The sequence below is a fragment of the Pseudomonas sp. R4-35-07 genome (genome assembly GCF_003852235.1).
In the GTDB taxonomy this organism is placed as follows: Bacteria; Pseudomonadota; Gammaproteobacteria; order Pseudomonadales; family Pseudomonadaceae; genus Aquipseudomonas.
Genome location: NZ_CP027732.1, coordinates 310,177 through 336,397, shown reverse-complemented (window position 1 = coordinate 336,397; position 26,221 = coordinate 310,177). Strand labels below are relative to the sequence as shown.

Here is a 26,221-nt window from a genome sequence, read left to right as displayed (position 1 = left end):
TACTGCCATCGGGAGCAAGCCCTCTCCCACATTTTGTTTTGCTGTGGTCTTAAGATCTGGCCAGGGTCAACAGGCGCTCACGCCACGCCGCCTTGGCCGGCAATGCCAGGAAGAACGGGTTCAACAACGATTCCCGCGCCGGGTAGCTGAACGGCTTGCCATTCAACTCCAGCACTTCGCCCCCCGCCCCTTCCAGCACGCCTTGCGCCGCCGCAGTGTCCCACTGCGAGGTCGGCGCCAGGCGCGGATAGCAGTCGGCACTGCCCTCGGCCAACAGGCAGAACTTCAACGAGCTGCCGATATTCGCCAGTTTCAGCTCCCCCAAGCCTTGGCTCAGCCCCTCCAGCAAACGCTCCTGTTCCGGGCTGGTATGACGGCGGCTGGCAACCACGGTAAAGGCTTCACCCGCGGCCGGAGCCTGGCGCACTTGGATCTGCCTGGGCGCGGCATTCATATCCGAACGCCAAGCCCCCAGGCCCGCGCCGCCGAAGTAGCAACGACCACTGGTGGGCATCGACACCACGCCGAACACCACGCGGCCTTGTTCGATCAAGGCGATATTGACGGTGAATTCTTCACTGCCACCAATGAATTCCTTGGTGCCATCCAACGGGTCCACCAGCCACCAACGCTGCCAACCGGCGCGCACGCTCTGGTCGATATCGGCGTCTTCTTCGGACAGCACCGGAATGCTTGGGTCCAGCGCAGTCAGGCCAGCGAGAATCAGATGGTGCGCAGCCAGATCGGCGGCCGTCACCGGAGAATCATCCGCTTTGGAGGTAACCGCGACGTCGGCACGCCAGTACGGCAGGATGGCTTCACCGGCCTGGCGAGCCAGTTCGATGACGGGCGCGATAAGAGGGTGGCCCAGAAACAGTTCGCTCATAAGGTAAACACTCCACGCTGGGTCAGCAGGTCTCGCACCAGGTACAGCGCGGCAAGCGCCCGGCCCTCACTGAACTGCTCGTTTTGCGCCAGTGCAGACAGCTCACGCAGGTTGACCCGCTCCACGCGCATGGGCTCGGGCTCATCGCCTTCCAGGCGTTCTTCATAAAGCTCGGTGGCCAGCACCACCTGGATTTTCTGGCTCATATAGCCGGGTGACAGCGAAAGCTCAGTGATGTGTTCCAACTGGCGTGCGCCGTAGCCGGCTTCTTCCTTGAGTTCGCGATCCGCCGCCGCCAATACATCCTCGCCGGGCTCGATCAAGCCTTTAGGCAGGGACAACTCATACTCGTCGGTGCCTCCGCAGTATTCTTCCACCAGCAAAGCATGGTCTTCGTCGATCATCGCGACGATCATCACTGCGCCGTAACCGGCACCACGGCCCACCAGGCGCTCGTAGGTCCGTTCAACGCCATTGGAAAAGCGCAATTGCACTTCCTCCACGCGGAACAAACGGCTACTGGCGACTATTTCGCGGGCGAGGACGGTGGGTTTCTGGCGCATGAACGGCTCCTTGGCGTGATCGGGTTACTATACCGTGGCTTTTCCGATTGTCTGTGTCGGATATCTTTACTTACATGAGAACGCCCCATGCCCTCTTTGCCCTGGCACGCCATCGATACCGTCCTGCTGGACATGGACGGCACCTTGCTCGACCTGCACTACGACAACCATTTCTGGATGGAGCACCTGCCCCAGCGTTATGCCGAATTGCATGGCGTAAGCCGGGCCATGGCCGAAATGGAACTGCAGCCCCTGTTCGAGCGTAACGCCGGACAGTTGCAATGGTATTGCCTGGATTTCTGGAGCGCCGAACTGAAGATCCCAGTACGCGAACTCAAGCTTGAAACCGCCCACCTGATCGCCCTGCGCCCGGACGCCGATACATTTCTGGCGGCGATCAAACAGGCCGGCAAACGCGTGATCCTGATCACCAATGCTCACCGCGATTCGTTGTCATTGAAGTTGGAGCGCATTGAGCTGGCGCCTTACTTCGAGCAACTGATCAGCTCCCACGATTATGGTTTTCCCAAGGAAAACCAGCAGTTCTGGGAAGCGCTGCACGCTGATATCCAGTTCGACCCGGCCCGCAGCCTGTTTATCGACGACACCCTGCCGATCCTGCGCAGCGCCAGGGAGTTCGGTGTGGGGCATTTGCTGGCGGTGAAGGAGCCGGACAGCAAGAAGGGGCCGAAGGACACAGCTGAATTCGCGGCTGTCGCGGACTACCGCGATCTAATAGCCGGACTCTGAACCCATGTGGGAGGGGGCTTGCTCCCGATGGCGGTATATCAGAAACACATCCAGTGACTGACACTCTGCCATCAGGGGCAAGCCCCCTCCCACAGGGTTGTTGTGCGTATTACTCAGGAATACGCAGGGTCTGGCCTGGGTAGATTTTGTCCGGGTGCGACAACAGTGGCTTGTTGGCCTCGAAAATCTTGTTGTACTGGTTGGCATTACCGTACACAGCCAGGGAAATCGCGCTGAGGGTATCGCCCTTTTTCACCACGACGAAACGCGCAGCGGTAACCGTAGGACCCGTGACGGTGATCTGATCATCCACGCTCGCCACGCCGGCGATGTTGCCCAGTGCCAGCAGGATTTTCTCTTTCTCTTCCTGGGTGGCCACTTCACCGGTCACGGTGACCTTGTCGCCATCCACGGTGGTTTGCACGTTTGGATTACCCAGGCCCACCTTGCTCACATGCTCCTTCAACTGCTCACTCGCATTAGCATTACCCGGCGTCAACAGGTCGACGATCTTTTCGCCGGCTTCTTTGATAAAGCTGAAAATACTCATAGTGCGCTCTCCTTGGGTTTAAGTTCCTGATGCCCAAGACTAGACCAGTCCCAAGGATTTGGGTTCCAGCGGCCCCAAAGACGAGCAGACAACCGCGCAAAACCGAGCCTTGATCGACGCCGTCTATCACTACATCAATACTGGCAATTAGACGCGACCCTTTGTCGCGCCTAGTCTGAACACTGATCAATCCGTCGGTGGTAATTGCCTCATGAACGCCAAGCGCCCAACCTGCGCGGCGCCCGCCCTTGAAATGCCCGCGCCCGCCGCCAGCCAGAGCTATGAGTACAGCAATCTCGAACACACAGACGTCGGCAGTACTGCGCTGGCCGAAGAGGTGGCGTTGGCGATTGCCTATAACGACATCAGCCAGGCCGTCATGCTGGTGACGCCGACCGACCTGGAAGACTTCATTGTCGGCTTCAGCCTTGGCAGCGGCATTATCACCGACGTCAGCGACATCTATGACCTGAAGCTCAGCGGTTCGGGCTCTGCACAGTATGCCCAGGTACAGATTTCCAGCCGGGCGTTCTGGAACCTCAAGCAGCAGCGCCGCCAATTAGCGGGCACCAGCGGCTGCGGGCTGTGTGGCGTCGAAGCCGTGGAGCAGGCTTTGCCCGACCTGCAGGTGCTACCCGGCGCACCCTTGCCACCCGCCGCATGGCTTGATGGCCTGCGCCAGCGCATCAGCGCCTTCCAGCCCTTGGGCCAACACAGCGGCGCGGTGCACGCAGCCATATTTATGAACAACCAGGGCGAATTGCTGATGGGCCGCGAAGACATCGGCCGGCATAACGCTCTGGATAAATTGATTGGCGCACTGATCCGCCAACAGATTCCGACCGACGGTGGCCTGGCAATTGTCACCAGCCGCTGCAGCCTCGAATTGATCCAGAAAGTCCTGCGCGCGGGCATCCAGACCCTGGTCAGCCTGTCGTCGCCCACCGGCCTTGCCCTGCAATGGGCGCGTCGGCATAACCTCAATCTCATCCACCTGCCGCAGAAAAGCGCGCCGCGGGTCTACAGCCCAGCGATGGAGTACCAGCCATGAGCCTTCACCACCAAGCCGACCAAACCCCAACCCCACGCTACAAGCCCTATAAAGGCCCGGCAGGCGGCTGGGGTGCATTGATCAGCGTGGCGCACGCCTGGCTGACCAGCGACAACGCGCTGAAAAACCTGCGCATGATGCTCAAGACCAACCAGAACGGCGGCTTCGACTGCCCGGGCTGTGCCTGGGGCGACTCGCCGGAAAGTGGCATGGTCAAGTTCTGCGAAAACGGCGCCAAGGCGGTCAATTGGGAAGCCACCAAGCGCCGCGTGGACGCCGCATTCTTCGCCAAACACAGCGTGACCGCGCTGCTGGAACAAAGCGATTACTGGCTGGAGTACCAAGGGCGTCTCACCGAGCCTATGCGCTACGACGCCGCGACCGACCGCTACCAGCCCATCAGTTGGGACGCCGCGTTCGACCTGGTCGGCAAGCACCTCAATGCCCTGCCCAGCCCGGACATGGCCGAGTTCTACACCTCGGGCCGCGCCAGCAACGAAGCCGCCTACCTGTACCAGCTGTTTGTGCGCGCCTACGGCACCAACAATTTCCCGGACTGCTCGAACATGTGCCACGAAGCCAGCGGCGTCGCCCTGGCCCAGAGTGTGGGCGTGGGCAAAGGCACTGTGACCTTTGATGACTTCGAACATGCCGACGCGATTTTCGTCTGGGGCCAGAACCCCGGCACCAACCACCCGCGCATGCTCGAGCCGCTGCGCGAAGCGGTGAAGCGCGGCGCTCAGGTGGTGTGTATCAACCCCCTGAAAGAACGTGGCCTGGAACGCTTCCAGCACCCGCAACATCCGCTGGAAATGCTCACCAACGGCGACAAGCCAACCAACACCGCCTATTTCCGCCCGGCGCTGGGCGGCGACATGGCCATTCTGCGCGGCATGGCCAAGTTCCTGCTGCTGTGGGAGCGTCAAGCCCTGGCCGAAGGCAAGGAAGCGGTGTTCGATCACGACTTCCTCAACGAACACACCATCAACGTGCTGGACTATCTGGGCCAGATCGACGACACCTCGTGGGAGGAAATCGTCGAGCAGTCCGGCCTGACGCTGGTGGAGATCGAGCAAGCCGCGCGCATGTATGCCAAAGGCAAGAACGTGATCATGTGCTGGGCGATGGGCATCACCCAACACCGTCACTCGGTGCCGACCATCCAGGAAATCGCCAATCTGATGTTGCTGCGCGGCAATATCGGCCGCCCAGGTGCAGGCCTGTGCCCGGTGCGCGGTCACAGCAACGTGCAGGGCGACCGCACCATGGGCATCAACGAACGCCCACCGGTGGCATTCCTCGACTCACTGGAGCGCCGCTTCCAGTTCCAGGTGCCGCGCACCAATGGCCACAACGTGGTCGAAGCCATCCACGCGATGCTTGAAGGCCGCGCCAAGGTGTTTATCGGCCTGGGCGGCAACTTCGCCCAGGCCACGCCGGACAGCACCCGCACGTTCGAAGCATTGCGTAACTGCGACCTGACTGTACAGATCAGCACCAAGCTCAACCGCAGCCATCTGATGCACGGCAAAGACGCGCTGATCCTGCCATGCCTGGGCCGTACCGACATCGATATCCAGGCCGAGGGCCCGCAAGCGGTGACGGTGGAAGACTCGTTCAGCATGGTCCACGACTCCAACGGCCAATTGCAGCCGCTGTCGAAGCTGATGAAATCGGAGCCCGCGATTGTGGCGGGCATTGCCGCCGCGACCCTGGGCAGCAAACCGGTGGATTGGAATTGGCTGGTGGCTGACTACAGACGCATTCGCGACCTGATCGCCGACACCATTCCAGGCTTCAAGGACTTCAACGAGAAGCTCAAAAACCCGGGCGGTTTCTACTTGGGCAACTCCGCCGGCGCACGCCGCTGGAACACCCCATCGGGCCGCGCCAACTTCCGACCGAACGTCCTGCCCAAAGACCTGATTCACGAACGCACCCACGCCACAGGGCGTGTGCCGGACCTGATCATGCAGTCGATGCGTTCCCACGATCAGTACAACACCACTATCTATGGGCTAGACGACCGTTATCGCGGGGTCAAAGGCCAACGGGATGTGCTGTTCGTCAACGAAGCCGACATCATCCGCCTGGGCTTCAAGCCGGGGCAGAAGGCGGACATCATTTCGCTGTGGGAAGACGGCCGAGAGCGGCGCGTCAAGGGCTTCACCCTACTGGCGTTCGATATTCCGGCCGGGCAGGCCGCTGCTTACTATCCGGAAGTGAACCCTCTGGTGCCCTTGGAAAGCACGGGCGACGGTAGCCATACGCCAACGTCGAAGTTTGTGGCGATTCGTTTGGAAGCGGCGAGCGATAATGGGTTGATCATGGCGCGCTCGGCCTGACGTGTGCTGCACATTTTGCAGGCACAAAAAAAGGCCGCTTTTTATATAAAAGCGGCCTTTCCCAAGTAGCTAAAGACTCGTAAAAACAACTTAAGTTCCCTATACAAAACAGCAACTTAGCAAATTGTATACAACTGCTGCCGCCGGTCGGATTTCGATTGTCAGCGGCTCGATACAACCTCAGGATCGCGCCGTCATCCCCTTGAGGTTTCCCTGAATGAAGTTCTCCTCGATTCTCTTGTTGTCCCTTGGCCTGGTCAGTGGCGCAGCCATGGCCGGTGGCACCACCGAAGCCGGTGTGGGCGGCGCATTGGGCGGGGTTCTAGGCTCGGTTGTCGGCCAGCAGTTGGGCGGCAACACCGGTTCGACCATCGGCGCAGCGCTGGGTGGCGCGGGCGGTAGCGCGGTCGGCGCCGACAAACGCAGCCGTGGCGAAGCCGCCATTGGCGGCGCACTGGGCGCTGCCGGCGGCAACGTGGTAGGCCGCAGTGTCGGCGGCAGCACCGGCGCACTGATCGGCTCAGCTGCCGGCGGTGGCGCAGGTGGCGCGCTGGGCAACTACATGGGCAACAAGAGCGATGACGATGACCGTCGTTACCGTGGCCGCGACGACCGTCGCTACTACCGCGATGGCCACCCTGGCCGCGGTCATGCCTATGGGCATCGCAAGAACAAGCACAAGCGCCATCATCGTTATGATGACTAAGGCCTGACGAACACAGAAAATCCCATGTGGGAGGGGGCTTGCTCCCGATAGCGATGGATCAGTCACTGTATGTATTGACTGATCCACCGCTATCGGGAGCAAGCCCCCTCCCACATTTGGTTCAGCGGTGTTTGCAGGACCGAGTCAGGCCACCAACCTCTGCAACGCCTCACGCAACCTCCCCGGAATCGTAACCGGCTGGTTCGTGCCCCGGTCGACAAACACATGCACAAAACGCCCCGCCGCACAGGCTTCCTGCTCGCCTGCCTTGAATACCGCCAACTCGTATTGCACTGAGCTATTGCCCAACTTGCCCACCCGCAGGCCGATATCAATGCGCTCAGGGAAAGCGATCGACGCAAAGTAATCGCACGCCGAACTGACTACAAACCCGACCACTTCCCCGTCATGAATATCCAACCCACCCTGTTCGATCAGGTAGGTATTCACCGCCGTGTCGAAAAAGCTGTAGTAGGTGACGTTATTCACATGGCCGTACACATCATTGTCGTGCCAGCGCGTAATGATCGGCTGGAAGTGTGCGTAATCGGCACGTTGTGGCACTGAGTCAGGCATGGGCACCTCTCGTTAGAAGGAGTTTACAGGTCATTCAAATGAGCTTCGGCCCACTCACGAACCTCGGCGTAGGGGTAGTCCTCCAGCGCAGCGAACCCGGGAATACCCCGCGCCTTCAACTTGGTGAACAACGGCACGCTGATCCCACCCAGAAAGCGCGTCAACCGTTCCGCACCCGGCAATTGGCCGGTGTGCTCATGATGCCTGTGGATAAAATCGCCGCACAGCCCCATGAAATTCTTATCCACAAGCGGCGGCAGGCTCGGCGGCGGCGGTAGATGGGCGACATGCCCGTGGCACACCGAGCAATGCCCGCAACGCTCAGGTACATTTTCATCGCCGAAATAGCGCGCCAGGCGTTGCCCCAGGCACTGCTCGGTGGCGAACAGATCAAGCATGGCGTGAATCCGCGCCACTTCTGTCACCTCGTGCTGCTTGAAGCCTGTGTATAACCCGGCGCTCAGCACCTGTGGGTCAAAATCGGTGTTCAGCAAGCTGTAGACCTCGGTCATCTGCTTGCTTTCCAATTCGATCAGGCCCTGCTCCTGGAAGTAATCCAACGCCTTCACCACGCGACTGCGCTCGGCGTTGTGCTGCAGGTAGAGCGCGTCGAAATCCACCGTCGCCCAGGTTTTCGCACGTTTGCACACCTGGATGATCGCCGCGACAAACTGTTGCCGCTCCCCGGAAAATCGGGCCAGCAAGGCATCGGGTTCGATCAGGTACTTGAAACGGTACTCGGCATAAAACGCGTAGCGCGGCGCGATCACGCCCTTGAGCTCCAACTGCACCAGCAGCGTCTTCAACGGCAGCTCGCGAATGTTACTGTGGTCCGATAAAGACCTGAGTAAAAACTCCCATTGGCCCTCGTCTCGCGCGGCCTGCACCTCTTCCAGCACCCGGCGGATACCTTCCTGCTCCGGCGTATCACCGTACACGAAGTTTTCCAGCACATTGACGCTGTCGCGATTGGCCAGCACCAGGCAGTCCGAAGGCTGGCCATCGCGCCCGGCGCGGCCGATTTCCTGGCTGTAATTTTCGATGGATTTGGGCAGGTCGAAGTGCACCACATTGCGGATATCACTTTTGTCGATGCCCATGCCAAACGCAATGGTGGCGACAATGCAATTGGAGCGCCCGCCCATGAAACGCTGCTGGATGCCCTCGCGTTTGTCGTGCGGCAACCCAGCGTGATACGCCTCGGCCTGGATGCCGTTACGGTTCAGGTGCTCGGCGATCTGCTCGGCGGTTTTTTGCAGGGTGACGTAGACGATGCTCGGCTGATTGGCCCGCTCGCTCATCCATTGCACGAGACGGCGGCGTTTGTCCGCGCCGCTCACCGGTTCTACCAACAAGTTGAGGTTGGGCCGGTAAAAGCCCGTGGTAATCACGTCCTGCGGCGCAATGGCGAACTTGGCCTGCATATCGGCAATTACCTTGGGCGTGGCCGTAGCCGTCAGCAGCAGCGCTTGTGGGATCTTGAACTGGCGCTGGTAGTCGGGAAGCTTCAGATAGTCCGGACGGAAGTTGTGGCCCCATTCGGAAATGCAGTGCGCCTCATCCACCACCAGCAGCGAGAGCTGCACACTTTGCAGGAAGTTGCGGAAACGCTCGTTTTTCAAGCGCTCTACGGAAATCATCAGGATTTTCAATTCGCCGGAACGTGCGCGAGCCATCACGTCATTGGCGTCCTCGCGGCTTTGCGCCGAATCGATACTGCCCGCTGAAATGCCGTGACGCCGCAGGAAACCCAACTGGTCCTGCATCAATGCCAACAATGGCGACACCACCAGCGTCAGGTGTGGCAGCAATACGGCTGACAGTTGATAACACAGGGACTTGCCCGACCCGGTGGGGAAAATAGCGGCCGCCGAACGACCGGCCAGCACGGCGCTGACCGTCTCTTGCTGGCCCAAACGAAACTGTGGATAACCAAAGACCTGCTGGAGGGTGTCGTGCATAGGCTGTCACTCCATTGACCGTTGAACGTGGCTTAAAAACGTAGCCCATTAAGTTCAGCGGATCGAGAAAGGTCGCATGGAAAAAAGAGACAGGATGATACACAGGGTGCAGCAATGGCCTTGGGCCAAATACGACTGTAGGAACACCAACAACCAAATGTGGGAAGGGGCTTGCCCCCGATGGCGGTGGATCAGCTACAAATAACTCACTGATCCACTGCTATCGGGAGCAAGCCCCCTCCCACATTTCAAAACCGCGCTAGAACCGAATCAGCGGTTCTGCACCCGCTCAATCGCCGTGTCGTACACCGGATTGGCCTTCTGCTCCTTGGCCAATTGGTAGTGACGCAGCGCATCCGGGAACTGGCCCGCCGCTTCGTAGATTCGGGCAATGTTGTAGTAGGCACCCGCGCGTACGGTTGCCGCATTGGCCCCCGTCGCCAGGGCGATGGCCTTGCGGTTGGCCCAGATCGATTCGGCGGTGTTGCCAGCCTTCTGATACGCCAAGCCGAGGTTGCCATAAGCTTTACCGAAGCCGTTATCCAGATCAATGGCCTGTCGGAACAGATCAATCGCCTGGTCCAGATTACCCGCCTGGTAAGCAGCTTCACCCTGCACGTTCAGACGCTTCGCGTCGGTCTGTGCGGAAGAGCTGACGGCCACTGCGGTAACCGCAACGCTGTCGTCCAGTAATGGTTTGACTTCGTTGAGTACATTGGCGGCATTCACGGTCACGCCGCTGAAGGTGTTGATGTCCTGGAAGTCGCCACTGCCGGTCATGCGGAACACGGTCCACAGGTTACCGCTGCGGTTTTTCGGCACGTAGTAGGTGCGCACCAGCGATTGGCCCATGTATACGAACACCTTGGCTTCACTGTTGGACAACTGACGCGAGCCTGGATTGCCGCCGTTGCTGTAGTCATGCACGGCGTAAACGTAGCTTTCACCGTAGTGTTTTTTCTGCAGGGTGATGGTTTCCGGGCCGTAGCTGTCGGTGTCATCCACGTCCAGCTCGGCGTCGGCGCCGGTCTTGTTCTCGAAGTAGATATTGTTGCCGGGGAAGATCATATGGGAGTCGAGATCTTCCGGCGTCTGGCCCCAGCTCAGCACCACGCGCAAGCCATCGAGGTTTTCCATCACAGGGCTGATAGCGTAGGTCATGCCCTTGCACGGGCATTTCACCACCAGGTTGGAATAGCCCGGTTTTTTGATGATCAATAGATTGCTGGCGTCGTCAGCCGCCTCGCTGGTCAGCGTCACCTGCCCTTGAGCGTTGGTGCGGCCCACCACGTTCTGCGCACCGTTGCGTTGCAGCAACACCTCGGCGTCGGCGATTTTCTGGTCCTTGACCACCGCGCTCAGCACCTCGATCGGCAACTGCTCGGCCTGAACGGAAAAAGCCACCGCACACAATGACATCGCCGAAGCGACACGAAGCAAACCCATGCTAATTCCCTTTAAGTAGTGGGCGGAATTGCCCTACAAGATTTTGCGGTGAAACATACGCTGAATTCAGCGCGCTGGCGGATTTTTTATAAGGAATGTGACGTGGTTATAGCGAACACTGACCGCACGATGAAACCAGCCTCTGTCTTGGAGAACTGCGCCGTGGAAGAGATGACGTTCAAGCAGAAACAGGCTTACTACAAGCAGATACAACGCTCCAACTATCTTGCCAGCTTGCGTCTGGCAGGCTTCGACACCCAACCGTCCGATGTCGACAATGCTCTGCCGACGAGAGCCGCGGTCCTTGCCCAGTATTTGCCTCGCGAACTCAACGCCTCATCACTGCACGGCTTGAACCTCAGGTGTTGGTGACGCAGAGCGTCACCGGATGCATTCCCACGCAGGAGCGTGGGAATGATCTGAGGCCATGAACAGTTAAACCATTCGTTTATTGCCCGAGAACACACTCACTTCTAAGGTTCGTTCCGTCGCTGCCAAATCAGCGACCGGGTTTGGTCATCCGAAAAACAGCAGGGACAAACGTGCCAACTCGTTTGGTGTATTTCTTTGAATCTGTATTGGAACTGAAATGACAAAGCCCAACCTCCCAACCAATCGTTATCGCATTCTGCGCACTAACTTCACCGATACCTACCCCCTCGTCATCGACACCGAAGCCAAAGCCGAAGACATCCAGTCCGCCGCCCACCAACGCATCCGCGCAGCTACGGACCTACTGGAAACCTTCTCCTGCCTGACCTTCGAACACGCCGACCTCAAAGACATCTCCCACATCACCAACGCCTTGTACCTGCTCGTCCAGGACGGATGTGATTTGCTGGAAGCGGCGCAACACGTGCAGCTACAGCCGGCGGCCGACAGTCCAACACAAACTGGCCAGCCACGCAGCTAACCCTGTGGGAGCTGGCTTGCCTGCGATAGCGGAGCATCAGGCGACATTTCCACACCTGACCCAACGTCAACGCGGGCAAGCCCGACTCCCACATTTGACCAGTTTTACCTATGGCGTCGCTGCCAAGGCACAAATGCCGGAAACCGCTGTAAGAAACTTCCAAACACCGCGACATCCCCTTCCCAAACTGCTCCAAATACCCACCTAACGTCTACAGAAGTTACCCGTAGCTGAATGAAAATAGCGCGGTCTCAACTTTCTCGGCGGACACCCGTGAACATCGAAAGGACTCAATACATCGGCCATTATGGCATCACCTTCACGGTGCTTCGCCTTATAGCCTTACCAGCCAACCGGCACGCACTGGCAAATCTATGCCTACTGGAAGCAGGCACATTCGCAAATGAGCTGCGCCAGCGGCTCGTAGATTTATACGACAAAATGCTTGCCCGTGATTTGCCTTGCAAAATCACCATCGGCATCTCGAAGCCAATCACCCGGCAACATGCCGACTTGCTCAACATTCGCGGGGAAATCGTTGCAGGATTAATCAGCGGCGCGATATCAGCGCCAATGAGTCTGGCATCTCCAGCAGTTGGACTCGCCGCAGGAGCAGCCGTAGGTCTGACTATCAAAGGCCTCATTCGTAGCTATCACGCCGGTGACGTCGTTATAGGGATCGACGCTCAGGTCAACGGAGGCATCGGCCCTCAGCGATCTCTCTCGTCAATGGTCCGACAATTTCAGGGTGGCTAATACGATAACCATGTACATCCAATGGATAAATCTGATTCTACTCTTGGCACTTCCCGCTTTAGCCGACAAAACAATCAAGCGGCCCGTATTCAGAAAGGCTTTTGGGCTCATACTCGTGGTGAGCGGTCCGACAATCTTATTCTGCGCCACCTCTTGGATAAGGGAGACACAAACAGAGAGCCTGCCGGTCATCGCTTTTGTAACAGGCATCATTTTGTTAAAAAGCCAAAACAAGTATCGCCACCAACGCAACCGTCCCCCTCACCCACTCCTGCGTGCCCCCACCATGAACCTCGCCCCCAACTTCCCCGAAGACCCCGTCATGCAGCAACTTCTGCAACTGCTGCACGAAGAAATCGGCCTGCCGAAACACAAGACCATCCATCTGCAAACCTCACTCAATTTCGACCTGGGCTGTGACGGCAGCGAGGCCAAGCAACTGATGGACTCACTGGAGCAGGAGTTCGCCCTCGACTTGGGCGACTACGACACTTATCGTTACTTCAACCCACCGGTCTTCGACGTGTTCCTCAAGCGCCGGGCCAAGGGGCATGGCGACAAAGTCCCGCTGACCATTGGTATGCTCTACCTGGCGATCAAGACCCACAGCTGGGACACGCAAACGCTGGAAAACCTGAGCTGAACTGAAGTACACCGAGAATCAAGTGTGGGAGGGGGCTTGCTCCCGATAGCAGTGTGTCAGGCGGCCAACTTTTGACTGTTACACCGCAATCGGGGGCAATCCCCCTCCCACATTTGGATCTGCGCTAACCTGGCGAACGGTATGCATAACAAGGACCTTACATGGACGTAACGATGGGCCTGCTGGCCGCCCTGCTCTGGGGCGGCACGGACTTTCTGGTGGGCCTCAACGCCCGGGCCGTTGGTGTTAAACGCGCGGTGTATTTCGGCCAAGCCCTCGGCTTTTTGATCATGACCCTGCTGCTGGTCAGTTTTCCTGCCTTCTTTTCCAAATCCCTCAATGCGCCGTTGAGCGTCTGGCTCCTGGGTATCGCGGCCGCGCTGCTCACCGTGTCCGGCGCCCTCGCACTGTCCAAGGCCTTCGCCTTGGGCAAAGCCGCCATTGTTGCGCCACTCGTGACCTCATACGGCGTAGTCACCACCTTGCTGTCCTGGGCCAGCGGCGAGCAGATCAGCCTGGTCCAACTCGGCTGCATCGGCCTGTGCGCCATCGGCGTGATCCTTTCCAGCCTCCATAAGGACAACGGCGTACCCCACAACAATCCGCGCCTGTCCATCGCCTACGCCATGCTCGCCGCGCTGCTGTACGGCACCAGTTTCTGGCTGCAAGGCCGCTATACGCTGCCGGCGCTGGGCCCCATCACCATGCTGTGGCTGGGCTATCTGGTTGGGGGGTGCGTAATGGTGATGATGGTGCTGAAGATCAAGGACGGCTTGAAAATCCCGCCGCTGAAAAACTGCGCGACATTGACCGGAGCGAGCGTGATGAACCTCGGTGGTTTCTCGGCGTTTTCGTGGGGGGCAATGGCAGGGTCGGTTTCGGTGGTAACGGTGATCAGTACGCTGTCAGGTGGGATTGCAGCGATCCTGGGGTTTGTGTTTTTCAAGGAGCGGCTGACGGCGGTGCAGGTGCTGGGGGTTGTGCTGGTGCTGGTCGGGGCAGTGGTTTTACATATCGCCGACTGACCTTTCGCGCACAAAAAAGCCGCCCTCAAGAGGCGGCTTTTTCACAACGATCGGATCTTACAACTTAGGCCCTGCAGCCTTGATCGCATCGCTCACTTCAAACTTCTTGAAGTTCTCGATGAACAACCCAGCCAACGCCTTCGCTGCTTCATCGTAGGCAGCCTTGTCAGCCCAGGTGTTACGTGGGTTCAGCAGGCCGGTCTCGACGCCCGGCACGGCCAATGGCACGTCGAGGTTGATGGTGTCGAGGTGTTCGGTTTCGGCACCGATCAACGCGCCGCTCTGGATCGCTGCGATCACGCCGCGCGTGGTCGGGATGTTGAAGCGTTTGCACGATCAATTTTCACTAAGCCAATAGCGTTTTTATAGAGTATCCAAAGCGACGTCACTCGCATCACTTAATGCTAGCAAAATGATGCCATTCCAGTTTAGTCTCTGAAATAGATCCGATCGCCAGCGCAGCGAATAAAAACGGTAAAAGTCAAGGATAGGGCCTGAAAAAATGGAAGTTCGATATTTAATTCAAACAAATATGAGGGTATCCGTACTCACGGCCCATAAGCAGTTATGGGTTGATAAACACGCGCCGACAAAATTTTCAAAAAATAATAATTAATCAGCTAGAAATCATTCAAAAGAGGTTCTTATGGCAATTCTTGATAGAAACAGTGTTATTAGCACTTGCTTTTTCCATGTAGACATCCTGAACAAAACAAAAGAGCAAATCGCTGGAGATCTTAAAAACCAAGATCTCGAAGTTTATCTCGAAACACTCTTAGTAGAAATCAACAATAAAGAGCAAAAACGAATTTTTGATTTTAGCGAGCCGGAAAGTGCCTTCAAACTCTCAACAAGAACAGTATCGGAAAGCGCAGACTTAAGTGTCAACTTTGCTGGTGAGAATTTAGTTCAGAAGTTGCTAGACCAAGAAATAACAACCAATGAGCGATATAAGCATCTCGGAAAAAATGACGGCGCCCACGTGAAAACTGGCAGTTTTCTACAATTTATTTACAAAGAAAATGGCAATCTGCGTTATCTTGGCGTAAAAGTCGACCATTTAGTAATTTTAGATGATATAGACTTCAAGAAAAGAAAGGGGCTCAGCCTAACGGAGAAAGTATACAAAGCATTCAAGGTTGACTTCGATGATAAAAAGTCTCCTACATGCATCAATATCTATGACTCAAAATCCGGCCTGACTAAATACTGGTGGGCAGAGTTTCTTGAGTTGAGGGAAAGAAATACAGATACCTTCAATACAACTACGGCTTGCACGGAAACGATAACCAAGCTCGCCACGCTAAAGAAAGAGTTCCCTCAAGACTACACAATACTTAGAAACGCGACGGTTGCAGCCTTCAAGCAGGAAGGCTCAATTGACTACTTTAAATTTCTTGACGCAACAATATCTAATTATAAATCAGACAACAACGAATTCGAAGAAGCAAAACAAAAACTTATTATAAAGCTTAAAGACCTCCCAAAAAACAAAGGCTTCGATACTGTTTTTGAATTAGTGCCCTCAGCCGTACCTTTCCGAAATACAAATTACAAACTCACCACTGAGATTTCTCTTTCAATCCGAGAAGGAATCAGTAATTTATCCGAAAAAGTCTGGTCCGAGATCACGTCCGATGGACGAGAGCTCGTGGTCATTGAATCAAAACTTGCCAAACAATTCAAAAGAAAAGAACGAGAACTGTAGATGTTGAACTTCTCCGATCTCAAGAATAAATCCAAAACATTCGAAGCCCAAGATGTACTTTCTAGATACACACTTGACGCCAGCTTTGAGCTACATTCTTGGCTAGATATTAAAAACCTAGTATCTCAGCTGGAGAAAATATCAGTTAGGGATAACTTTGAATTCACAATTGAACTGGATGGATCGGATAAAACAATAACTTCTTGCACTCCAAGTGAAATAAATAAACTAGAGATTCACTACAACGAGTACAACGGAGATAACACAACCTTAACATTAGAACTAAAAATTAATAAAAATTTCATCGAACAAACCTATTCGATTTACAACCTAAAACTTTTTGCAGACTTTCTTTCATCCCAAAGCATACTAAAATCTATAGAGCTCCTCAGCAGGAACATGAGAGAGCAACTTATATTTGAACTTTTTGAAGAAATAAACTGCTTTGGAAGCAAGACAATAAAATTCATAAAGCATGGCGAAAATATAAGAAAAATTGAAGCACAAATGCAGAAAAACCGTAATAAAAAAATAGCGTCTTTCAAAGAAGGCACCACATTAATAGGATTACCCTACAATTTTACGGCGGCCGATTTCGACTTTTCAATGCAAGAAAATATACCATCCAAGCTAATAAAGTTCTTTCAAAGCTCAAAACTTATTTATGCTCTTGCATATTTATCTAACAGTACAGAAGTTAATACGCGCGGAGAAATTCAATTTAAATTTAATGGCTACCGCTCTTTTAGTACAATAGCTCAGCAACCGGAGGACATTAAAGAAAATAATAAAATTGTATTTAAGATTTACTCGTGGGTCTTCTCAGACGGTCCCTCTACTGACAAACTAGGGTTAGTGAGAAATATCTTCACCCTTAACAGTCAAGACGGAAAACTCAACTTAACAATTAATACTTGGCATACAATCCAATCAAATTATGAAATATACTTAAAGGAAAATGTAACTCAATATCTTGAATTAAAAGGAAAACTTTTAGAATTTATATCTGAGTTCAACAAGCGGGCCTTAGACTCGACCGACGGCTTTATAAGCTCGTTTCAAAATAGCACAGTTGCCTTTATCTCATTTATAGTCTCAGTCGTAGTAATTAACGGACTAAAAGATGCAGGTTCTGAGAAAATATTTTCCAAAGAGTACTTTTTAATTTCTATTTTTATCTGTGTGGCGTCTACTTTCTGGTTATATTTTTCCAGAAAAGACACACAAGACAGGATCGTTTATATAACGAAACAGACGAAAAATTCAATTCTTTCGAATTACAAAAACATTTTAAGTGAGGATGAATTAAATTCAAGCATTGATCCTGTAATCGTTAGTGTAGATATTCACACAGAAGAAAGAATCAAAAAATACACAGTGCTATGGGTGTTGACCATTGTGTCGTTTTTTCTGGTATTTTCAATTGGGGTTGCCATCTCAAAATCTGACATTGAAAAGCCCAGCCCTAAAAATGATTTAGTTACTCCGCCATCGGTTAAAGACCAAAGCAAAAAAATTATCCTACCTAAAACCAATCTTCTATCTACATAAAAAACCGCCCCTGGAGGCGGTTTAGTAGTTTACGATTAATTACTTACAACTTAGGCCCAGCAGCCTTAATCGCATCGCTCACTTCAAACTTCTTGAAGTTCTCGATGAACAACCCAGCCAACGCCTTCGCTGCTTCATCGTAGGCAGCCTTGTCAGCCCAGGTGTTACGTGGGTTCAGCAGGCCGGTCTCGACGCCCGGTACGGCCAATGGCACGTCGAGGTTGATGGTGTCGAGGTGTTCGGTTTCGGCACCGATCAACGCGCCGCTCTGGATCGCTGCGATCACGCCGCGCGTGGTCGGGATGTTGAAGCGTTTGCCGACGCCGTAGCCGCCGCCGGTCCAGCCGGTGTTGACCAGGTAGACCTTGGAACCGAAACCACGGATGCGCTTGATCAGCAGCTCAGCGTATTCACCGGCCGGGCGCGGGAAGAACGGTGCGCCGAAGCAGGTGGAGAAAGTCGACTTGATGCCGCTGCCCGAACCCATTTCGGTCGAGCCCACCAGTGCGGTGTAGCCGGACAGGAAGTGGTAGGCCGCTTGTTCTTCGCTGAGGATCGACACGGGCGGCAGCACGCCGGTGAGGTCGCAGGTCAGGAAAATCACCGCGTTGGGCTCGCCGCCCAGGTTCTTCTCGGAACGCTTGGCAACGTGTTCCAGCGGGTAGGCGGCGCGGCTGTTCTGGGTCAGGCTGACATCGGCGTAGTCGGCATGCCCGGCTTCGTTGATGACGACGTTTTCCAGCACGGCGCCGTGCTTGATGGCCTTCCAGATAACCGGCTCGTTCTGCTCGGACAGGTCGATGCACTTGGCATAGCAACCGCCTTCGATGTTGAACACCACGCCTTCGCCCCAACCGTGCTCGTCGTCACCGATCAGGTAACGGCTTTCGTCAGCGGACAGGGTGGTCTTGCCGGTGCCGGACAGGCCGAAGAACAGGGTCACATCGCCTGCTTCACCGATGTTGGCGGCGCAGTGCATCGGCAGCACGTCGGCGGCCGGCAGCAGGAAGTTCTGCACCGAGAACATGGCTTTCTTCATTTCACCGGCGTAACGCATGCCGGCGATCAGCACTTTTTTCTGGGCGAAGTTAAGGATCACGCAACCGTCGGAGTTGGTGCCGTCACGCTCCGGCACGCACTCGAAGTTGGCGACGTTGAGCACTTGCCACTCTTCACGACCGGCCGGGTTGTATTGGGCCGGGTTTATGAACAGGCAGCGACCGAACAGGTTCTGCCAGGCCGTCTGGGTGGTCATTTTCACGGCCAGGTAGTGGTCTTCGGCAGCCCCTACGTGAACGTGGGAAACGAAATGCTCTTGCGCATTGTTGAAGGCCTCGACGCGAGCCCAGAGGGCATCGAACTTGTCGGCCGGGAACTTGCGGTTGATCGGGCCCCAGGCGATTGCGGCCTGGGTAGTCGGCTCTTCAACGATGAAACGATCGACCGGCGAACGACCGGTGCGGTGACCGGTTTCTACGACCAGCGCGCCAGTATCGGCAAGCACGCCTTCACCGCGCTGCAGGGCTTCTTTGACCAGATCGTCAACACTCAGATCGGTGTATACGGCGTTATTGGCTTGCGTCATGAGGTTCCCCGTCGGCCTATGGCCGAGTGCTCCAAACGTTTTGTAGTAGAAAGTTGCGCACTACTACCGCGAAAAAAGTGGGCCGGATTATGCCAGAAAAGCCCAAAAAAAGTAGGGCCCTCCCGTCAGAACGCCTCTAATCCGGCATTTGACAGGTGATTTACCTGTGCTTAAACGTTTTAGTGGCGGGTGTCGGAAGGGGTGTCGATGCCTGCGCCGGCGAATAATTGGGCGACATCGGCAGCATCGAACAGATAACGCTCGTTGCAGAACTGGCAGTCGATCTCGATATGGCCACCGTGCTCCACCACCAGATTCTGCGCATCTTCCAGGCCCAGGCTGACCAGGGCATTGGCCGAGCGCTCGCGGGAGCAGCTGCAATTGAAGCGCAGGGACTGTTCGTCGAACAGGCGCACGGCCTCTTCGTGGTACAGGCGGTGCAAGATGGTCTCGTTGTCCAGTGCCAGCAATTCTTCAGCGGTCAGGGTGCCCGCCAGAGCGGTCAGCTTGCGCCAACTATCCGTGCGCTCATCCTCATCCTTGATGCGGTCAGCCGGCAATTGCTGCAACAACAGGCCGCGAGCGCGCTTGCCGTCGGCGTTGAGCCAGAACTTGGTGCCGACTTGCTGGGACATTACGAAATAGTTGGTAAAGCAGTCCGCCAAGGTCTCGCCGTCGAGGTCAACGATGCCCTGGTAGCGCTGGCCTTCGGTGGGGTCAACGGTGATCGCCAGCACGCCATCGGCCATCAGCTCGGAAAAAGTGGCATCCGGTGTAATCCGGTCGACGTCATAACGGGCCAGGCCACGGATCTCGCGCTCGCTGGAACACTCGATCATCAGCATTGGGATCGGACCTTCGGAACGCGCCTGCAGGATCAGCAAGCCATCGAATTTCATCGTGCCCACCAGCAGCGAAGCCGCAGCCATCAACTCACCGAGCAACTGCGCGACCGGCTCCGGATACGCGTGTTTGGCAAGGACTTCGGCATAGCTGAGCTCCAACGAAACCAATTCGCCGCGGGCGTCGTTCTCGTCAAAGATAAAGCGTTGGGTGAAGTCGGTATCCGGTAGATCAGTCATAGGTCTGGGTATCTGAAGTGATGACAAAATGATTACAACGTTTATAAAATTAAACGCTTTAGCGCCATATTGGTGCGGATTCTCCTAAAACAAGGAGCTTGATAGAGCGATGAGGGACAGTTTATGAACAATCCGGGTTTGTTCCAAGCGAACTGGAACCTCCGGCGATGGGCTCTTTGCAATCTAGTCGCTATCGGGCTGCTGTGTTTTTGGCTGTGGCCCACTGGGCAGATGCTGTGTGTGGTTTTCGACGAGTGGCTGTTTCATCTGCTCAACGGTCCGCTGGCGAGCAACTCCACTTGGTTGCATGTGTGGGCAGTGGCGAGCCTGCGGCCGTTTGATGCGGTCGTCGGGGTAATTCTGTTGGCGCTGCTGATACGCGGCGACTGGGTGTTCAAGGCCGTGCAGGTTCGCCAAGCGTTCTTTGGCTTCCTCAGCATTCTTTTGTTGCTGCTGTTTATCCGCATGCTGTTTTCCAAACTCGCGGCGCAGATGGGTTGGCAGCACAGCAGCCCGTCGATGGTGATCGGCGGCGCAGTGCAGATGAGTGATTTTTTCCCTGGGCTGGAGAAAACCTGGGAACTGAAAGACCGATCGAGCCAGAGCTTTCCCGGCGATCATGCGTCGGTGTTGTTGATCTGGGCGATGTTCATGACCGTGTTCGCCAGGCGCAGCGGCCAGGTACTGGCGATATGGGGCCTGGCGCTGTTGTTCATGATGCCGCGACTGGTAGCAGGCGCGCACTGGGGCCAGGACGATTACATCGGCGGGGTTTTGCTGGCGCTGTTGGCATTGGGTTGGGGTTACTACACGCCGTTTGCAGCGAAGGTGTCGGGGTTCCTGTTGCGGGTAACAGCGCCGGTTTTCGGGTTGCTTGGCAAATTGCCGGTGATCGGGCGATTGAGTGTGATACGCACAGCCCGTTAACACCACCGGCCAAATGTGGGAGGGGGCTTGCTCCCGATAGCAGTGGATCAGTCGGCTTATAGGTAGCTGACCTACAGCAATCGGGGGCAAGCCCCCTCCCACATTTTTGATCTTCTTTGCGCTGGAGATTTGCGCAGTCAATCATCATTGCCACTGCCGCGAAACTTGAACAAGTCACGGCGTTGCTTTTTGCTCGGCTTGCCGTCGGTGGTCAAACCCGAAGCTCCCGCCTTGCGCATGGCCGCAGCGTTCTCGCGCTTGGCAATGCTGGCTTGGGTCTCCACATACAGCGTCTGCGCTTCTGGCGCACCCCGGCGCACGGCGGAAAGCGCCTGAACCACGACAGTCTTTTCATCGAACCCTGTACGAATCTGAAACTCGTCGCCGACACGCGGTTCCTTCCCCGGCTTGCAGCGCTCACCGCGATGGTGCACCTTGCCGCTCTCGATAGCGGCCTTGGCCAGGGCACGGGTTTTGTAGAAACGCGCGGCCCACAGCCACTTGTCCAGGCGGACCTTTTCTTCCTCTTCCTGTTTTTGAGCCACTTGAATTCCTCGCTCTGAAAAATGTCGCAACCTTACCGTTGAAACGCTTCGACGCATAAACCCTGAGGCTCACCTAAGATACGCCAGGTAGCACTCTGTTTTCGCGAGGACACGCTGTGACCGACTTTCCCGTTTCACTCACCTCGCCCAACCAGCGGTGCGTGGGTTGCCAGCAAAGCGAGCCCCTGGGGTTCGATTTCGCTTTCGCCTACCAGCCTATCGTAGACCTGCGTGACCATTCGATATTTGCCAATGAAGCCTTGGTGCGCGGCACCCAGGGTGAGAACGCGTTATCGGTGCTGGCACATATCAACGAAACCAATCGCTACCGCTTTGACCAGCGCTGCCGCACCCAGGCAATTGCCGGCGCTGCCGCCCTGGGCATGCAGACTCACCTTTCCATCAATTTCATGCCCAATGCCGTATACCGTCCGGAACTGTGTATCCGCAGCACCCTGGAGGCCGCCCGCGCGCACAATTTTCCGCTGGACCGCCTGATTTTCGAGACACTGGAAAGCGAGCATGTAGATAACAATCGCCATTTGACGAATATTCTGCGTGAATACCGCGAATTCGGCTTCAAGACCGCCATCGATGATTTCGGCGCGGGCTATTCGGGGCTGAATCTGCTGGCCGATTTCCAGCCGGACCTGATCAAACTCGACATGGCGCTGATTCGCGATGTCGATCAAGACCGTGTCCGTCAGGTGATCGTCCGGGGGATTGTCACAATCTGTGAGCAGTTGGGGGTTACTGTCATCGCCGAAGGCATCGAAAGTGCCGGCGAGCGGGACTTCCTCTCCGACTGTGGAATATTTCTAATGCAGGGCTATTGGTTCGCCAAGCCCGCATTCAATGCCCTGGCCAAGGTTTCGCCTGACGCCTGGGCACATTGACCGGTACCCATATTGAAGACATTTGACCATTTGACCGTTGTGGGTCTGCGAGAGTGGGTGGCGCTTCCCGACCTGGGAGTGGCTGGCCTGCGCGCCAAGATCGACACCGGCGCCAGTACCTCGAGCTTGCACGCCACTGAAATCGAGCCATTCGAGCGTAATGGCGAAAAGTGGGTGCGTTTTACCGCCCACTTGGGCAGCGTGGTGCAACTGCGTCACCGCCGCTGCGAAGCGCCCCTGGTAACGATGAAAACCATCAAGAGCTCCAACGGCCATGCACAGGTGCGCTACGTGATCAGCACCACCCTGGCGTTGGGCGATCGGGTGTGGCGGGTGGAATTCACCCTGGCTTGCCGCAAAGCCATGCGTTATCGCCTGTTGCTGGGCTCCAAGGCGCTGATTGACGGCCAGTTGGTGGTCAGCCCGGGCGTCAAGTACGTTCAAGACAAGCCGGCGTTCCCGGTCTCTACTATTTCTGCCCCAGGTGCTGCATGAAGATCGCTGTGCTGTCGCGAAACCCGCGTCTGTATTCTACCCGCCGCCTGGTCGAGGCCGGCACTGAACGTGGCCATGAAATGGTGGTGATCGACACGTTGCGGGCCTATATGAACATTGCCAGCCACAAGCCGCAGATCCACTACCGGGGCAAGCCGCTGGAAGGCTTTGACGCGGTGATCCCGCGCATCGGCGCCTCGGTGACGTTCTATGGCTGCGCGGTGCTGCGCCAGTTTGAAATGATGGGGGTCTTCCCGCTGAATGAATCCGTAGCCATCGCGCGCTCGCGGGACAAGTTGCGTTCGCTGCAGCTGCTGTCGCGCCGGGGGATCGGCCTGCCGGTCACCGGCTTTGCCCACTCCCCGGATGACATCCCCGACCTGATCGAAATGGTCAATGGCGCACCGCTGGTGATCAAGGTGCTGGAGGGCACCCAGGGCATCGGCGTGGTGCTGTGCGAAACCGCAACGGCGGCGGAATCGGTGATCGAGGCGTTCATGGGCCTCAAGCAGAACATCATGGTGCAGGAGTACATCAAGGAAGCGGGCGGTGCGGATATCCGCTGCTTCGTGGTGGGCGACAAGGTGATTGCCGCCATGAAGCGTCAGGCCAAACCGGGTGAGTTTCGCTCCAACCTGCACCGTGGCGGCAGCGCGAGCCTGATCAAGATCACCCCGGAGGAGCGCATGACCGCGCTGCGTGCAGCCAAGGTCATGGGGTTGGCCGTGGCGGGCGTGGATATCCTGCGCTCCAACCATGGCCCGTTGGTCATGGAGGTGAACTCATCGCCGGGCCTGGAAGGGATCGAGACCACCACGGGTAAAAATGTGGCGGGGATCATCATTGAGCATCTGGAAAAAAATGGCGGGCCGAACATGACCCGGACCAAGGGAAAGGGCTGAAAAAGCTTTGCCCCTGACACAACATCAGTTCAAATGTGGGAGGGGGCTTGCTCCCGATAGCGGTCGGTCAGTCACATCTGCATTGACTGGCATTCTGCTATCGGGAGCAAGCCCCCTCCCACATTTGATTCATGTTGTCTGTTAGACCGCATCCCTGGGCAACATCAATCCAAGCGGCAGGCGCACCCGCGCCTCCAGGCCGCCCTCTTCGCGGTTGCGCAACTCGACATTGCCGCCATGCATCGACGCAATCCGCCGCACAATCGCCAAGCCCAAGCCGGTACCTTTACCGCCCCGGGCGCGGTCGCCACGAGTGAACGGGTTGAAGATGGCCTCCAGTTCCGCCGGGTCGATACCGGTGCCGCGGTCCATCACGCTCAGCACGACATAGGGCGCAGCGCTGTCGCCAGACACGTACGCCGCCACTTCCACATCCGAACCGGCATGATGCAAGGCATTGCCGATCAGGTTGTTCAGCAGGCGCTTCATCGACACCCTGCGCAACGCAAACGGTTGAATCGGCTCCAGGCGCAGACGCACCTGCTCACCACTCTGGTTGTAGGGCGCGACCACTTCACGTACCAGATCGGTCAGGTCAACCTCCTCCACTACCTCGTCGCGCCCATCACGGATGAATGCCAGGAACTGGTCCAGAATCGCATCCATGTCCTCGATGTCGCGCACCATGTCATCGGTGAGGTCGGTATGGTTGCCCATCAACTCCAGGGACAAGCGCAATCGCGTCAACGGTGTACGCAGGTCATGGGACACGCCCGCCAGCATCAGCTCGCGCTCGCGCCCGGCCTGCTCGACATCCTCCGCCATCTGGTTGAACGCGCCGTACACCTCGGTCATCTCACTGGGCGTATCGCTGACTGGCAGGCGCACGCTGCGCCCCTGGCCCAATTGGCGGGCCGCGAACACCAAGCGTTTGAGCGGTTGATTGAGCTGGCGCACGAAAATCCACGCGGACGCGGTTGAAAGCAAGCCAATGGCGAGGAACCAGCCCAATACGTTCCAGATTTTCTGCCCGCGCAACGGGTGCGGATACAGCGGTACCTTGATCCAGGCATCTCCCAGGCTGGGCGCCCTCACCCACAGCGCAGGCGACACATGCATGCGCAGCCGCACCTCGGTGTCGTCGCCCAGTTCCGCCTGCATCTGGCGCTGGTAGATCTCACTGTAGGGCCAATGCTGTTCGCCCTCAGGCACGCCGGCCCCATCAACCCGGATCAGGGTTGAGGCCTTGGCTACCTTTTCACGGTTCTCAGGGTCTACGGCCCAGTAGGCGCGCAACGTCAAGGCGACGCCATGGCTGTACTGCCGATCCACCAGCACGTCCTCGTTCATCAAGAGATAAACCAGTGTGAGTGCCTTCGAAAACAGAACGACGATCAGCACCAGCCAAAGGGTGCGGGAGAAGAAACTTTGCGGGAACCACAGCGGGGTTTTCATAGGAGACAGCTAGACACCTTGCAGGAACGAGCGGCGCTCGCAGAATTGCAGACGCCGGACACCCCGTCGATCCTCATGGAATCAAACGCCGGATGCCCGCCCCCTGCAAATCATCGGTCACTTGGTTGCGGTGCCATCCGGCACAAACACATAACCCACACCCCACACCGTCTGGATATACCGCGGCTTGGAAGGGTCCGGCTCGATCATCCGGCGCAGTCGGGAAATCTGCACGTCGATGGAGCGCTCCAGGGCGTCCCATTCTCGGCCACGGGCCAGGTTCATCAGCTTGTCGCGGGTCAGCGGCTGGCGAGCGTTCATCACCAGGGCCTTGAGCACCGCGAATTCGCCGGTAGTGAGCATGTGCACTTCGTCGCCACGCTTAAGCTCGCGGGTCGCCAGGGACAACTCGTAGTCGCCAAAGGTCACGCTTTCGTCTTCGCTGCCCGGCGCACCCGGTACCGACGGGGCCTGGCGACGCAATACGGCCTTGACCCGTGCCATCAGCTCGTCCGGGTTGAACGGCTTGGCCAGGTAGTCATCAGCGCCCAGTTCAAGGCCCTTGATGCGGCTCAGCTCATCACCCTTGGCAGTGAGCATGATGATCGGGATCTGGTTGTTCGCGCCGCGCAGACGCTTGCAGGCGGTCAGGCCGTCTTCGCCGGGCAGCATCAGGTCGAGCACGACCAGATTGAACACTTCACGCCCCAACAGGCGGTCCATCTGCTCGGTGTTCGGCACCGCGCGCGCCCGGTAGCCTTTGGAGTTGAAAAAACGCTCCAGCAGGCTGCTCAGCCCCGGATCGTCGTCAACGATGAGAATTTTTTCGCCTTCAGCAGTTTGTGCAGTGCTGCTCATTAGATGCTCCTCTTATCTCGGCGCGCATTATGGCCTAGCTGCCGTT

General features: G+C 56.6%; 25 protein-coding genes and 2 pseudogenes. 15 read left to right on the top strand and 12 right to left on the bottom strand.

From position 1 onward, the window contains the following. Nucleotides 1-49 precede the first annotated feature (49 nt). Together cysQ and nudE are read right to left on the bottom strand one after the other, a co-directional pair. Nucleotides 50-886, bottom strand: coding sequence for a 3'(2'),5'-bisphosphate nucleotidase CysQ (gene cysQ / locus C4J89_RS01425; protein WP_124413552.1), 837 nt, complete (start codon nt 884-886; stop codon nt 50-52). After that, complete coding sequence (gene nudE, locus C4J89_RS01420; protein ID WP_124360813.1) at nt 883-1,449, bottom strand: ADP compounds hydrolase NudE; 567 nt, start codon at nt 1,447-1,449, stop codon at nt 883-885. Before nudE ends, cysQ begins: the two co-directional genes overlap by 4 nt. An 87-nt stretch (nt 1,450-1,536) precedes the next feature. Between nudE and yrfG the strand changes: the two genes are divergently transcribed. Then, nucleotides 1,537-2,199, top strand: a complete 663-nt coding sequence (yrfG, locus tag C4J89_RS01415) for a GMP/IMP nucleotidase (protein WP_124413551.1) — start codon at nt 1,537-1,539, stop codon at nt 2,197-2,199. A 109-nt stretch (nt 2,200-2,308) separates the two neighbouring features. Here yrfG and lysM read toward each other — a convergent pair whose 3' ends face one another. Beyond that, nucleotides 2,309-2,749, bottom strand: a complete 441-nt coding sequence (lysM, locus tag C4J89_RS01410; RefSeq protein ID WP_124360811.1) for a peptidoglycan-binding protein LysM — start codon at nt 2,747-2,749, stop codon at nt 2,309-2,311. A gap of 211 nt (nt 2,750-2,960) precedes the next feature. Here lysM and fdhD point away from each other — a divergent pair, with 211 nt between their 5' ends. From fdhD to C4J89_RS01395, 3 genes are all read left to right on the top strand, one after another. Beyond that, on the top strand, nt 2,961-3,800 hold the full coding sequence (gene fdhD, locus C4J89_RS01405; RefSeq protein ID WP_124406020.1) for a formate dehydrogenase accessory sulfurtransferase FdhD: 840 nt from the start codon (nt 2,961-2,963) through the stop codon (nt 3,798-3,800). Beyond that, nucleotides 3,797-6,145 carry an FdhF/YdeP family oxidoreductase gene (locus C4J89_RS01400; RefSeq protein WP_124360809.1) on the top strand — a complete coding sequence of 783 codons (2,349 nt, stop codon included), beginning with the start codon at nt 3,797-3,799 and terminating at the stop codon, nt 6,143-6,145. Before fdhD ends, C4J89_RS01400 begins: the two co-directional genes overlap by 4 nt. Before the next feature lie 217 nt (nt 6,146-6,362). Next, on the top strand, nt 6,363-6,851 hold the full coding sequence (locus C4J89_RS01395) for a glycine zipper domain-containing protein (RefSeq protein ID WP_124360808.1): 489 nt from the start codon (nt 6,363-6,365) through the stop codon (nt 6,849-6,851). Nucleotides 6,852-6,995: 144 nt separating this feature from the next. On the opposite strand, the gene C4J89_RS01390 is transcribed toward C4J89_RS01395, so the two are convergent. From C4J89_RS01390 to C4J89_RS01380, 3 genes are all read right to left on the bottom strand, one after another. Then, nucleotides 6,996-7,427 carry a thioesterase family protein gene (locus C4J89_RS01390; RefSeq protein ID WP_124413550.1) on the bottom strand — a complete coding sequence of 144 codons (432 nt, stop codon included), beginning with the start codon at nt 7,425-7,427 and terminating at the stop codon, nt 6,996-6,998. 23 nt (nt 7,428-7,450) lie between these two features. Further along, nucleotides 7,451-9,388 carry an ATP-dependent DNA helicase RecQ gene (locus C4J89_RS01385; protein ID WP_124413549.1) on the bottom strand — a complete coding sequence of 646 codons (1,938 nt, stop codon included), beginning with the start codon at nt 9,386-9,388 and terminating at the stop codon, nt 7,451-7,453. A 270-nt stretch (nt 9,389-9,658) separates the two neighbouring features. Then, nucleotides 9,659-10,834 (bottom strand): tetratricopeptide repeat protein, encoded by a 1,176-nt coding sequence (locus tag C4J89_RS01380; protein ID WP_124413548.1) that lies wholly within the window; start codon nt 10,832-10,834, stop codon nt 9,659-9,661. A 162-nt stretch (nt 10,835-10,996) separates the two neighbouring features. Here C4J89_RS01380 and C4J89_RS01375 point away from each other — a divergent pair. The 5 genes and pseudogenes from C4J89_RS01375 to C4J89_RS01355 form a co-directional block, all read left to right on the top strand. Beyond that, nucleotides 10,997-11,149 (top strand): annotated as a pseudogene (locus C4J89_RS01375) (YhfG family protein); the annotation flags it as partial. A 274-nt stretch (nt 11,150-11,423) separates the two neighbouring features. Further along, nucleotides 11,424-11,747, top strand: a complete 324-nt coding sequence (locus C4J89_RS01370; protein ID WP_124413547.1) for a hypothetical protein — start codon at nt 11,424-11,426, stop codon at nt 11,745-11,747. A 273-nt stretch (nt 11,748-12,020) separates the two neighbouring features. Continuing rightward, nucleotides 12,021-12,503, top strand: coding sequence for a hypothetical protein (locus C4J89_RS01365; RefSeq protein ID WP_124413546.1), 483 nt, complete (start codon nt 12,021-12,023; stop codon nt 12,501-12,503). Between the two features lie 286 nt (nt 12,504-12,789). Beyond that, nucleotides 12,790-13,146 carry a DUF1493 family protein gene (locus C4J89_RS01360; RefSeq protein WP_124360802.1) on the top strand — a complete coding sequence of 119 codons (357 nt, stop codon included), beginning with the start codon at nt 12,790-12,792 and terminating at the stop codon, nt 13,144-13,146. Nucleotides 13,147-13,307: 161 nt separating this feature from the next. Then, nucleotides 13,308-14,171, top strand: a complete 864-nt coding sequence (locus C4J89_RS01355; RefSeq protein ID WP_256681767.1) for a DMT family transporter — start codon at nt 13,308-13,310, stop codon at nt 14,169-14,171. Between the two features lie 57 nt (nt 14,172-14,228). On the opposite strand, the pseudogene C4J89_RS01350 reads toward C4J89_RS01355, so the two are convergent. Beyond that, a pseudogene (locus C4J89_RS01350) lies at nt 14,229-14,501 on the bottom strand (phosphoenolpyruvate carboxykinase (ATP)); the annotation flags it as partial. Between the two features lie 316 nt (nt 14,502-14,817). Between C4J89_RS01350 and C4J89_RS01345 the strand changes: the two are divergent. Beyond that, nucleotides 14,818-15,879, top strand: coding sequence for a hypothetical protein (locus C4J89_RS01345; RefSeq protein ID WP_124413545.1), 1,062 nt, complete (start codon nt 14,818-14,820; stop codon nt 15,877-15,879). Next, nucleotides 15,880-17,430, top strand: coding sequence for a hypothetical protein (locus C4J89_RS01340; RefSeq protein WP_124413544.1), 1,551 nt, complete (start codon nt 15,880-15,882; stop codon nt 17,428-17,430). Nucleotides 17,431-17,473: 43 nt separating this feature from the next. On the opposite strand, the gene C4J89_RS01335 is transcribed toward C4J89_RS01340, so the two are convergent. Together C4J89_RS01335 and hslO are read right to left on the bottom strand one after the other, a co-directional pair. Beyond that, on the bottom strand, nt 17,474-19,015 hold the full coding sequence (locus tag C4J89_RS01335; protein WP_124360801.1) for a phosphoenolpyruvate carboxykinase: 1,542 nt from the start codon (nt 19,013-19,015) through the stop codon (nt 17,474-17,476). A 179-nt stretch (nt 19,016-19,194) separates the two neighbouring features. Beyond that, nucleotides 19,195-20,097, bottom strand: a complete 903-nt coding sequence (hslO, locus tag C4J89_RS01330; protein ID WP_124369215.1) for an Hsp33 family molecular chaperone HslO — start codon at nt 20,095-20,097, stop codon at nt 19,195-19,197. A 123-nt stretch (nt 20,098-20,220) separates the two neighbouring features. Between hslO and C4J89_RS01325 the strand changes: the two genes are divergently transcribed. After that, entirely contained in the window at nt 20,221-21,024 is an 804-nt protein-coding gene (locus C4J89_RS01325) for a phosphatase PAP2 family protein (protein WP_124413543.1), read from the top strand. Nucleotides 21,025-21,161: 137 nt separating this feature from the next. Here C4J89_RS01325 and C4J89_RS01320 read toward each other — a convergent pair whose 3' ends face one another. Beyond that, complete coding sequence (locus tag C4J89_RS01320) at nt 21,162-21,569, bottom strand: RNA-binding S4 domain-containing protein (RefSeq protein ID WP_124360798.1); 408 nt, start codon at nt 21,567-21,569, stop codon at nt 21,162-21,164. Between the two features lie 116 nt (nt 21,570-21,685). On the opposite strand from C4J89_RS01320, the gene C4J89_RS01315 reads away from it, so the two are divergent. From C4J89_RS01315 to rimK, 3 genes are all read left to right on the top strand, one after another. Beyond that, nucleotides 21,686-22,465: an EAL domain-containing protein gene (locus C4J89_RS01315; RefSeq protein WP_124360797.1), complete on the top strand. Its 780-nt coding sequence runs from the start codon at nt 21,686-21,688 to the stop codon at nt 22,463-22,465. Nucleotides 22,466-22,543: 78 nt separating this feature from the next. Further along, nucleotides 22,544-22,960 carry an ATP-dependent zinc protease gene (locus C4J89_RS01310; protein ID WP_372238979.1) on the top strand — a complete coding sequence of 139 codons (417 nt, stop codon included), beginning with the start codon at nt 22,544-22,546 and terminating at the stop codon, nt 22,958-22,960. Continuing rightward, the gene (gene rimK, locus C4J89_RS01305) at nt 22,957-23,862 is read left to right on the top strand and encodes a 30S ribosomal protein S6--L-glutamate ligase (protein ID WP_057725432.1); all 906 of its coding nucleotides are present in this window, start codon (nt 22,957-22,959) and stop codon (nt 23,860-23,862) included. The genes C4J89_RS01310 and rimK overlap by 4 nt, the downstream gene beginning before the upstream one ends. A gap of 141 nt (nt 23,863-24,003) precedes the next feature. Here rimK and C4J89_RS01300 read toward each other — a convergent pair whose 3' ends face one another. Both C4J89_RS01300 and ompR read right to left on the bottom strand, forming a co-directional pair. Then, nucleotides 24,004-25,317: an ATP-binding protein gene (locus C4J89_RS01300; protein ID WP_124360795.1), complete on the bottom strand. Its 1,314-nt coding sequence runs from the start codon at nt 25,315-25,317 to the stop codon at nt 24,004-24,006. A 117-nt stretch (nt 25,318-25,434) separates the two neighbouring features. Continuing rightward, nucleotides 25,435-26,175 carry a two-component system response regulator OmpR gene (gene ompR / locus C4J89_RS01295; protein WP_003236035.1) on the bottom strand — a complete coding sequence of 247 codons (741 nt, stop codon included), beginning with the start codon at nt 26,173-26,175 and terminating at the stop codon, nt 25,435-25,437. Between the last annotated feature and the right edge of the window lie 46 nt (nt 26,176-26,221).

Bases quoted from the DNA above. Each gene is read 5' to 3' on its own strand.
- cysQ (WP_124413552.1), bottom strand. From the start codon at position 886: ATGAGCGAACTGTTTCTGGGCCACCCTCTTATCGCGCCCGTCATCGAA.
- nudE (WP_124360813.1), bottom strand. From the start codon at position 1,449: ATGCGCCAGAAACCCACCGTCCTCGCCCGCGAAATAGTCGCCAGTAGC.
- yrfG (WP_124413551.1), top strand. From the start codon at position 1,537: ATGCCCTCTTTGCCCTGGCACGCCATCGATACCGTCCTGCTGGACATG.
- lysM (WP_124360811.1), bottom strand. From the start codon at position 2,749: ATGAGTATTTTCAGCTTTATCAAAGAAGCCGGCGAAAAGATCGTCGAC.
- fdhD (WP_124406020.1), top strand. From the start codon at position 2,961: ATGAACGCCAAGCGCCCAACCTGCGCGGCGCCCGCCCTTGAAATGCCC.
- C4J89_RS01400 (WP_124360809.1), top strand. From the start codon at position 3,797: ATGAGCCTTCACCACCAAGCCGACCAAACCCCAACCCCACGCTACAAG.
- C4J89_RS01395 (WP_124360808.1), top strand. From the start codon at position 6,363: ATGAAGTTCTCCTCGATTCTCTTGTTGTCCCTTGGCCTGGTCAGTGGC.
- C4J89_RS01390 (WP_124413550.1), bottom strand. From the start codon at position 7,427: ATGCCTGACTCAGTGCCACAACGTGCCGATTACGCACACTTCCAGCCG.
- C4J89_RS01385 (WP_124413549.1), bottom strand. From the start codon at position 9,388: ATGCACGACACCCTCCAGCAGGTCTTTGGTTATCCACAGTTTCGTTTG.
- C4J89_RS01380 (WP_124413548.1), bottom strand. From the start codon at position 10,834: ATGGGTTTGCTTCGTGTCGCTTCGGCGATGTCATTGTGTGCGGTGGCT.
- C4J89_RS01370 (WP_124413547.1), top strand. From the start codon at position 11,424: ATGACAAAGCCCAACCTCCCAACCAATCGTTATCGCATTCTGCGCACT.
- C4J89_RS01360 (WP_124360802.1), top strand. From the start codon at position 12,790: ATGAACCTCGCCCCCAACTTCCCCGAAGACCCCGTCATGCAGCAACTT.
- C4J89_RS01355 (WP_256681767.1), top strand. From the start codon at position 13,308: ATGGACGTAACGATGGGCCTGCTGGCCGCCCTGCTCTGGGGCGGCACG.
- C4J89_RS01345 (WP_124413545.1), top strand. From the start codon at position 14,818: ATGGCAATTCTTGATAGAAACAGTGTTATTAGCACTTGCTTTTTCCAT.
- C4J89_RS01340 (WP_124413544.1), top strand. From the start codon at position 15,880: ATGTTGAACTTCTCCGATCTCAAGAATAAATCCAAAACATTCGAAGCC.
- C4J89_RS01335 (WP_124360801.1), bottom strand. From the start codon at position 19,015: ATGACGCAAGCCAATAACGCCGTATACACCGATCTGAGTGTTGACGAT.
- hslO (WP_124369215.1), bottom strand. From the start codon at position 20,097: ATGACTGATCTACCGGATACCGACTTCACCCAACGCTTTATCTTTGAC.
- C4J89_RS01325 (WP_124413543.1), top strand. From the start codon at position 20,221: ATGAACAATCCGGGTTTGTTCCAAGCGAACTGGAACCTCCGGCGATGG.
- rimK (WP_057725432.1), top strand. From the start codon at position 22,957: ATGAAGATCGCTGTGCTGTCGCGAAACCCGCGTCTGTATTCTACCCGC.
- C4J89_RS01300 (WP_124360795.1), bottom strand. From the start codon at position 25,317: ATGAAAACCCCGCTGTGGTTCCCGCAAAGTTTCTTCTCCCGCACCCTT.
- ompR (WP_003236035.1), bottom strand. From the start codon at position 26,175: ATGAGCAGCACTGCACAAACTGCTGAAGGCGAAAAAATTCTCATCGTT.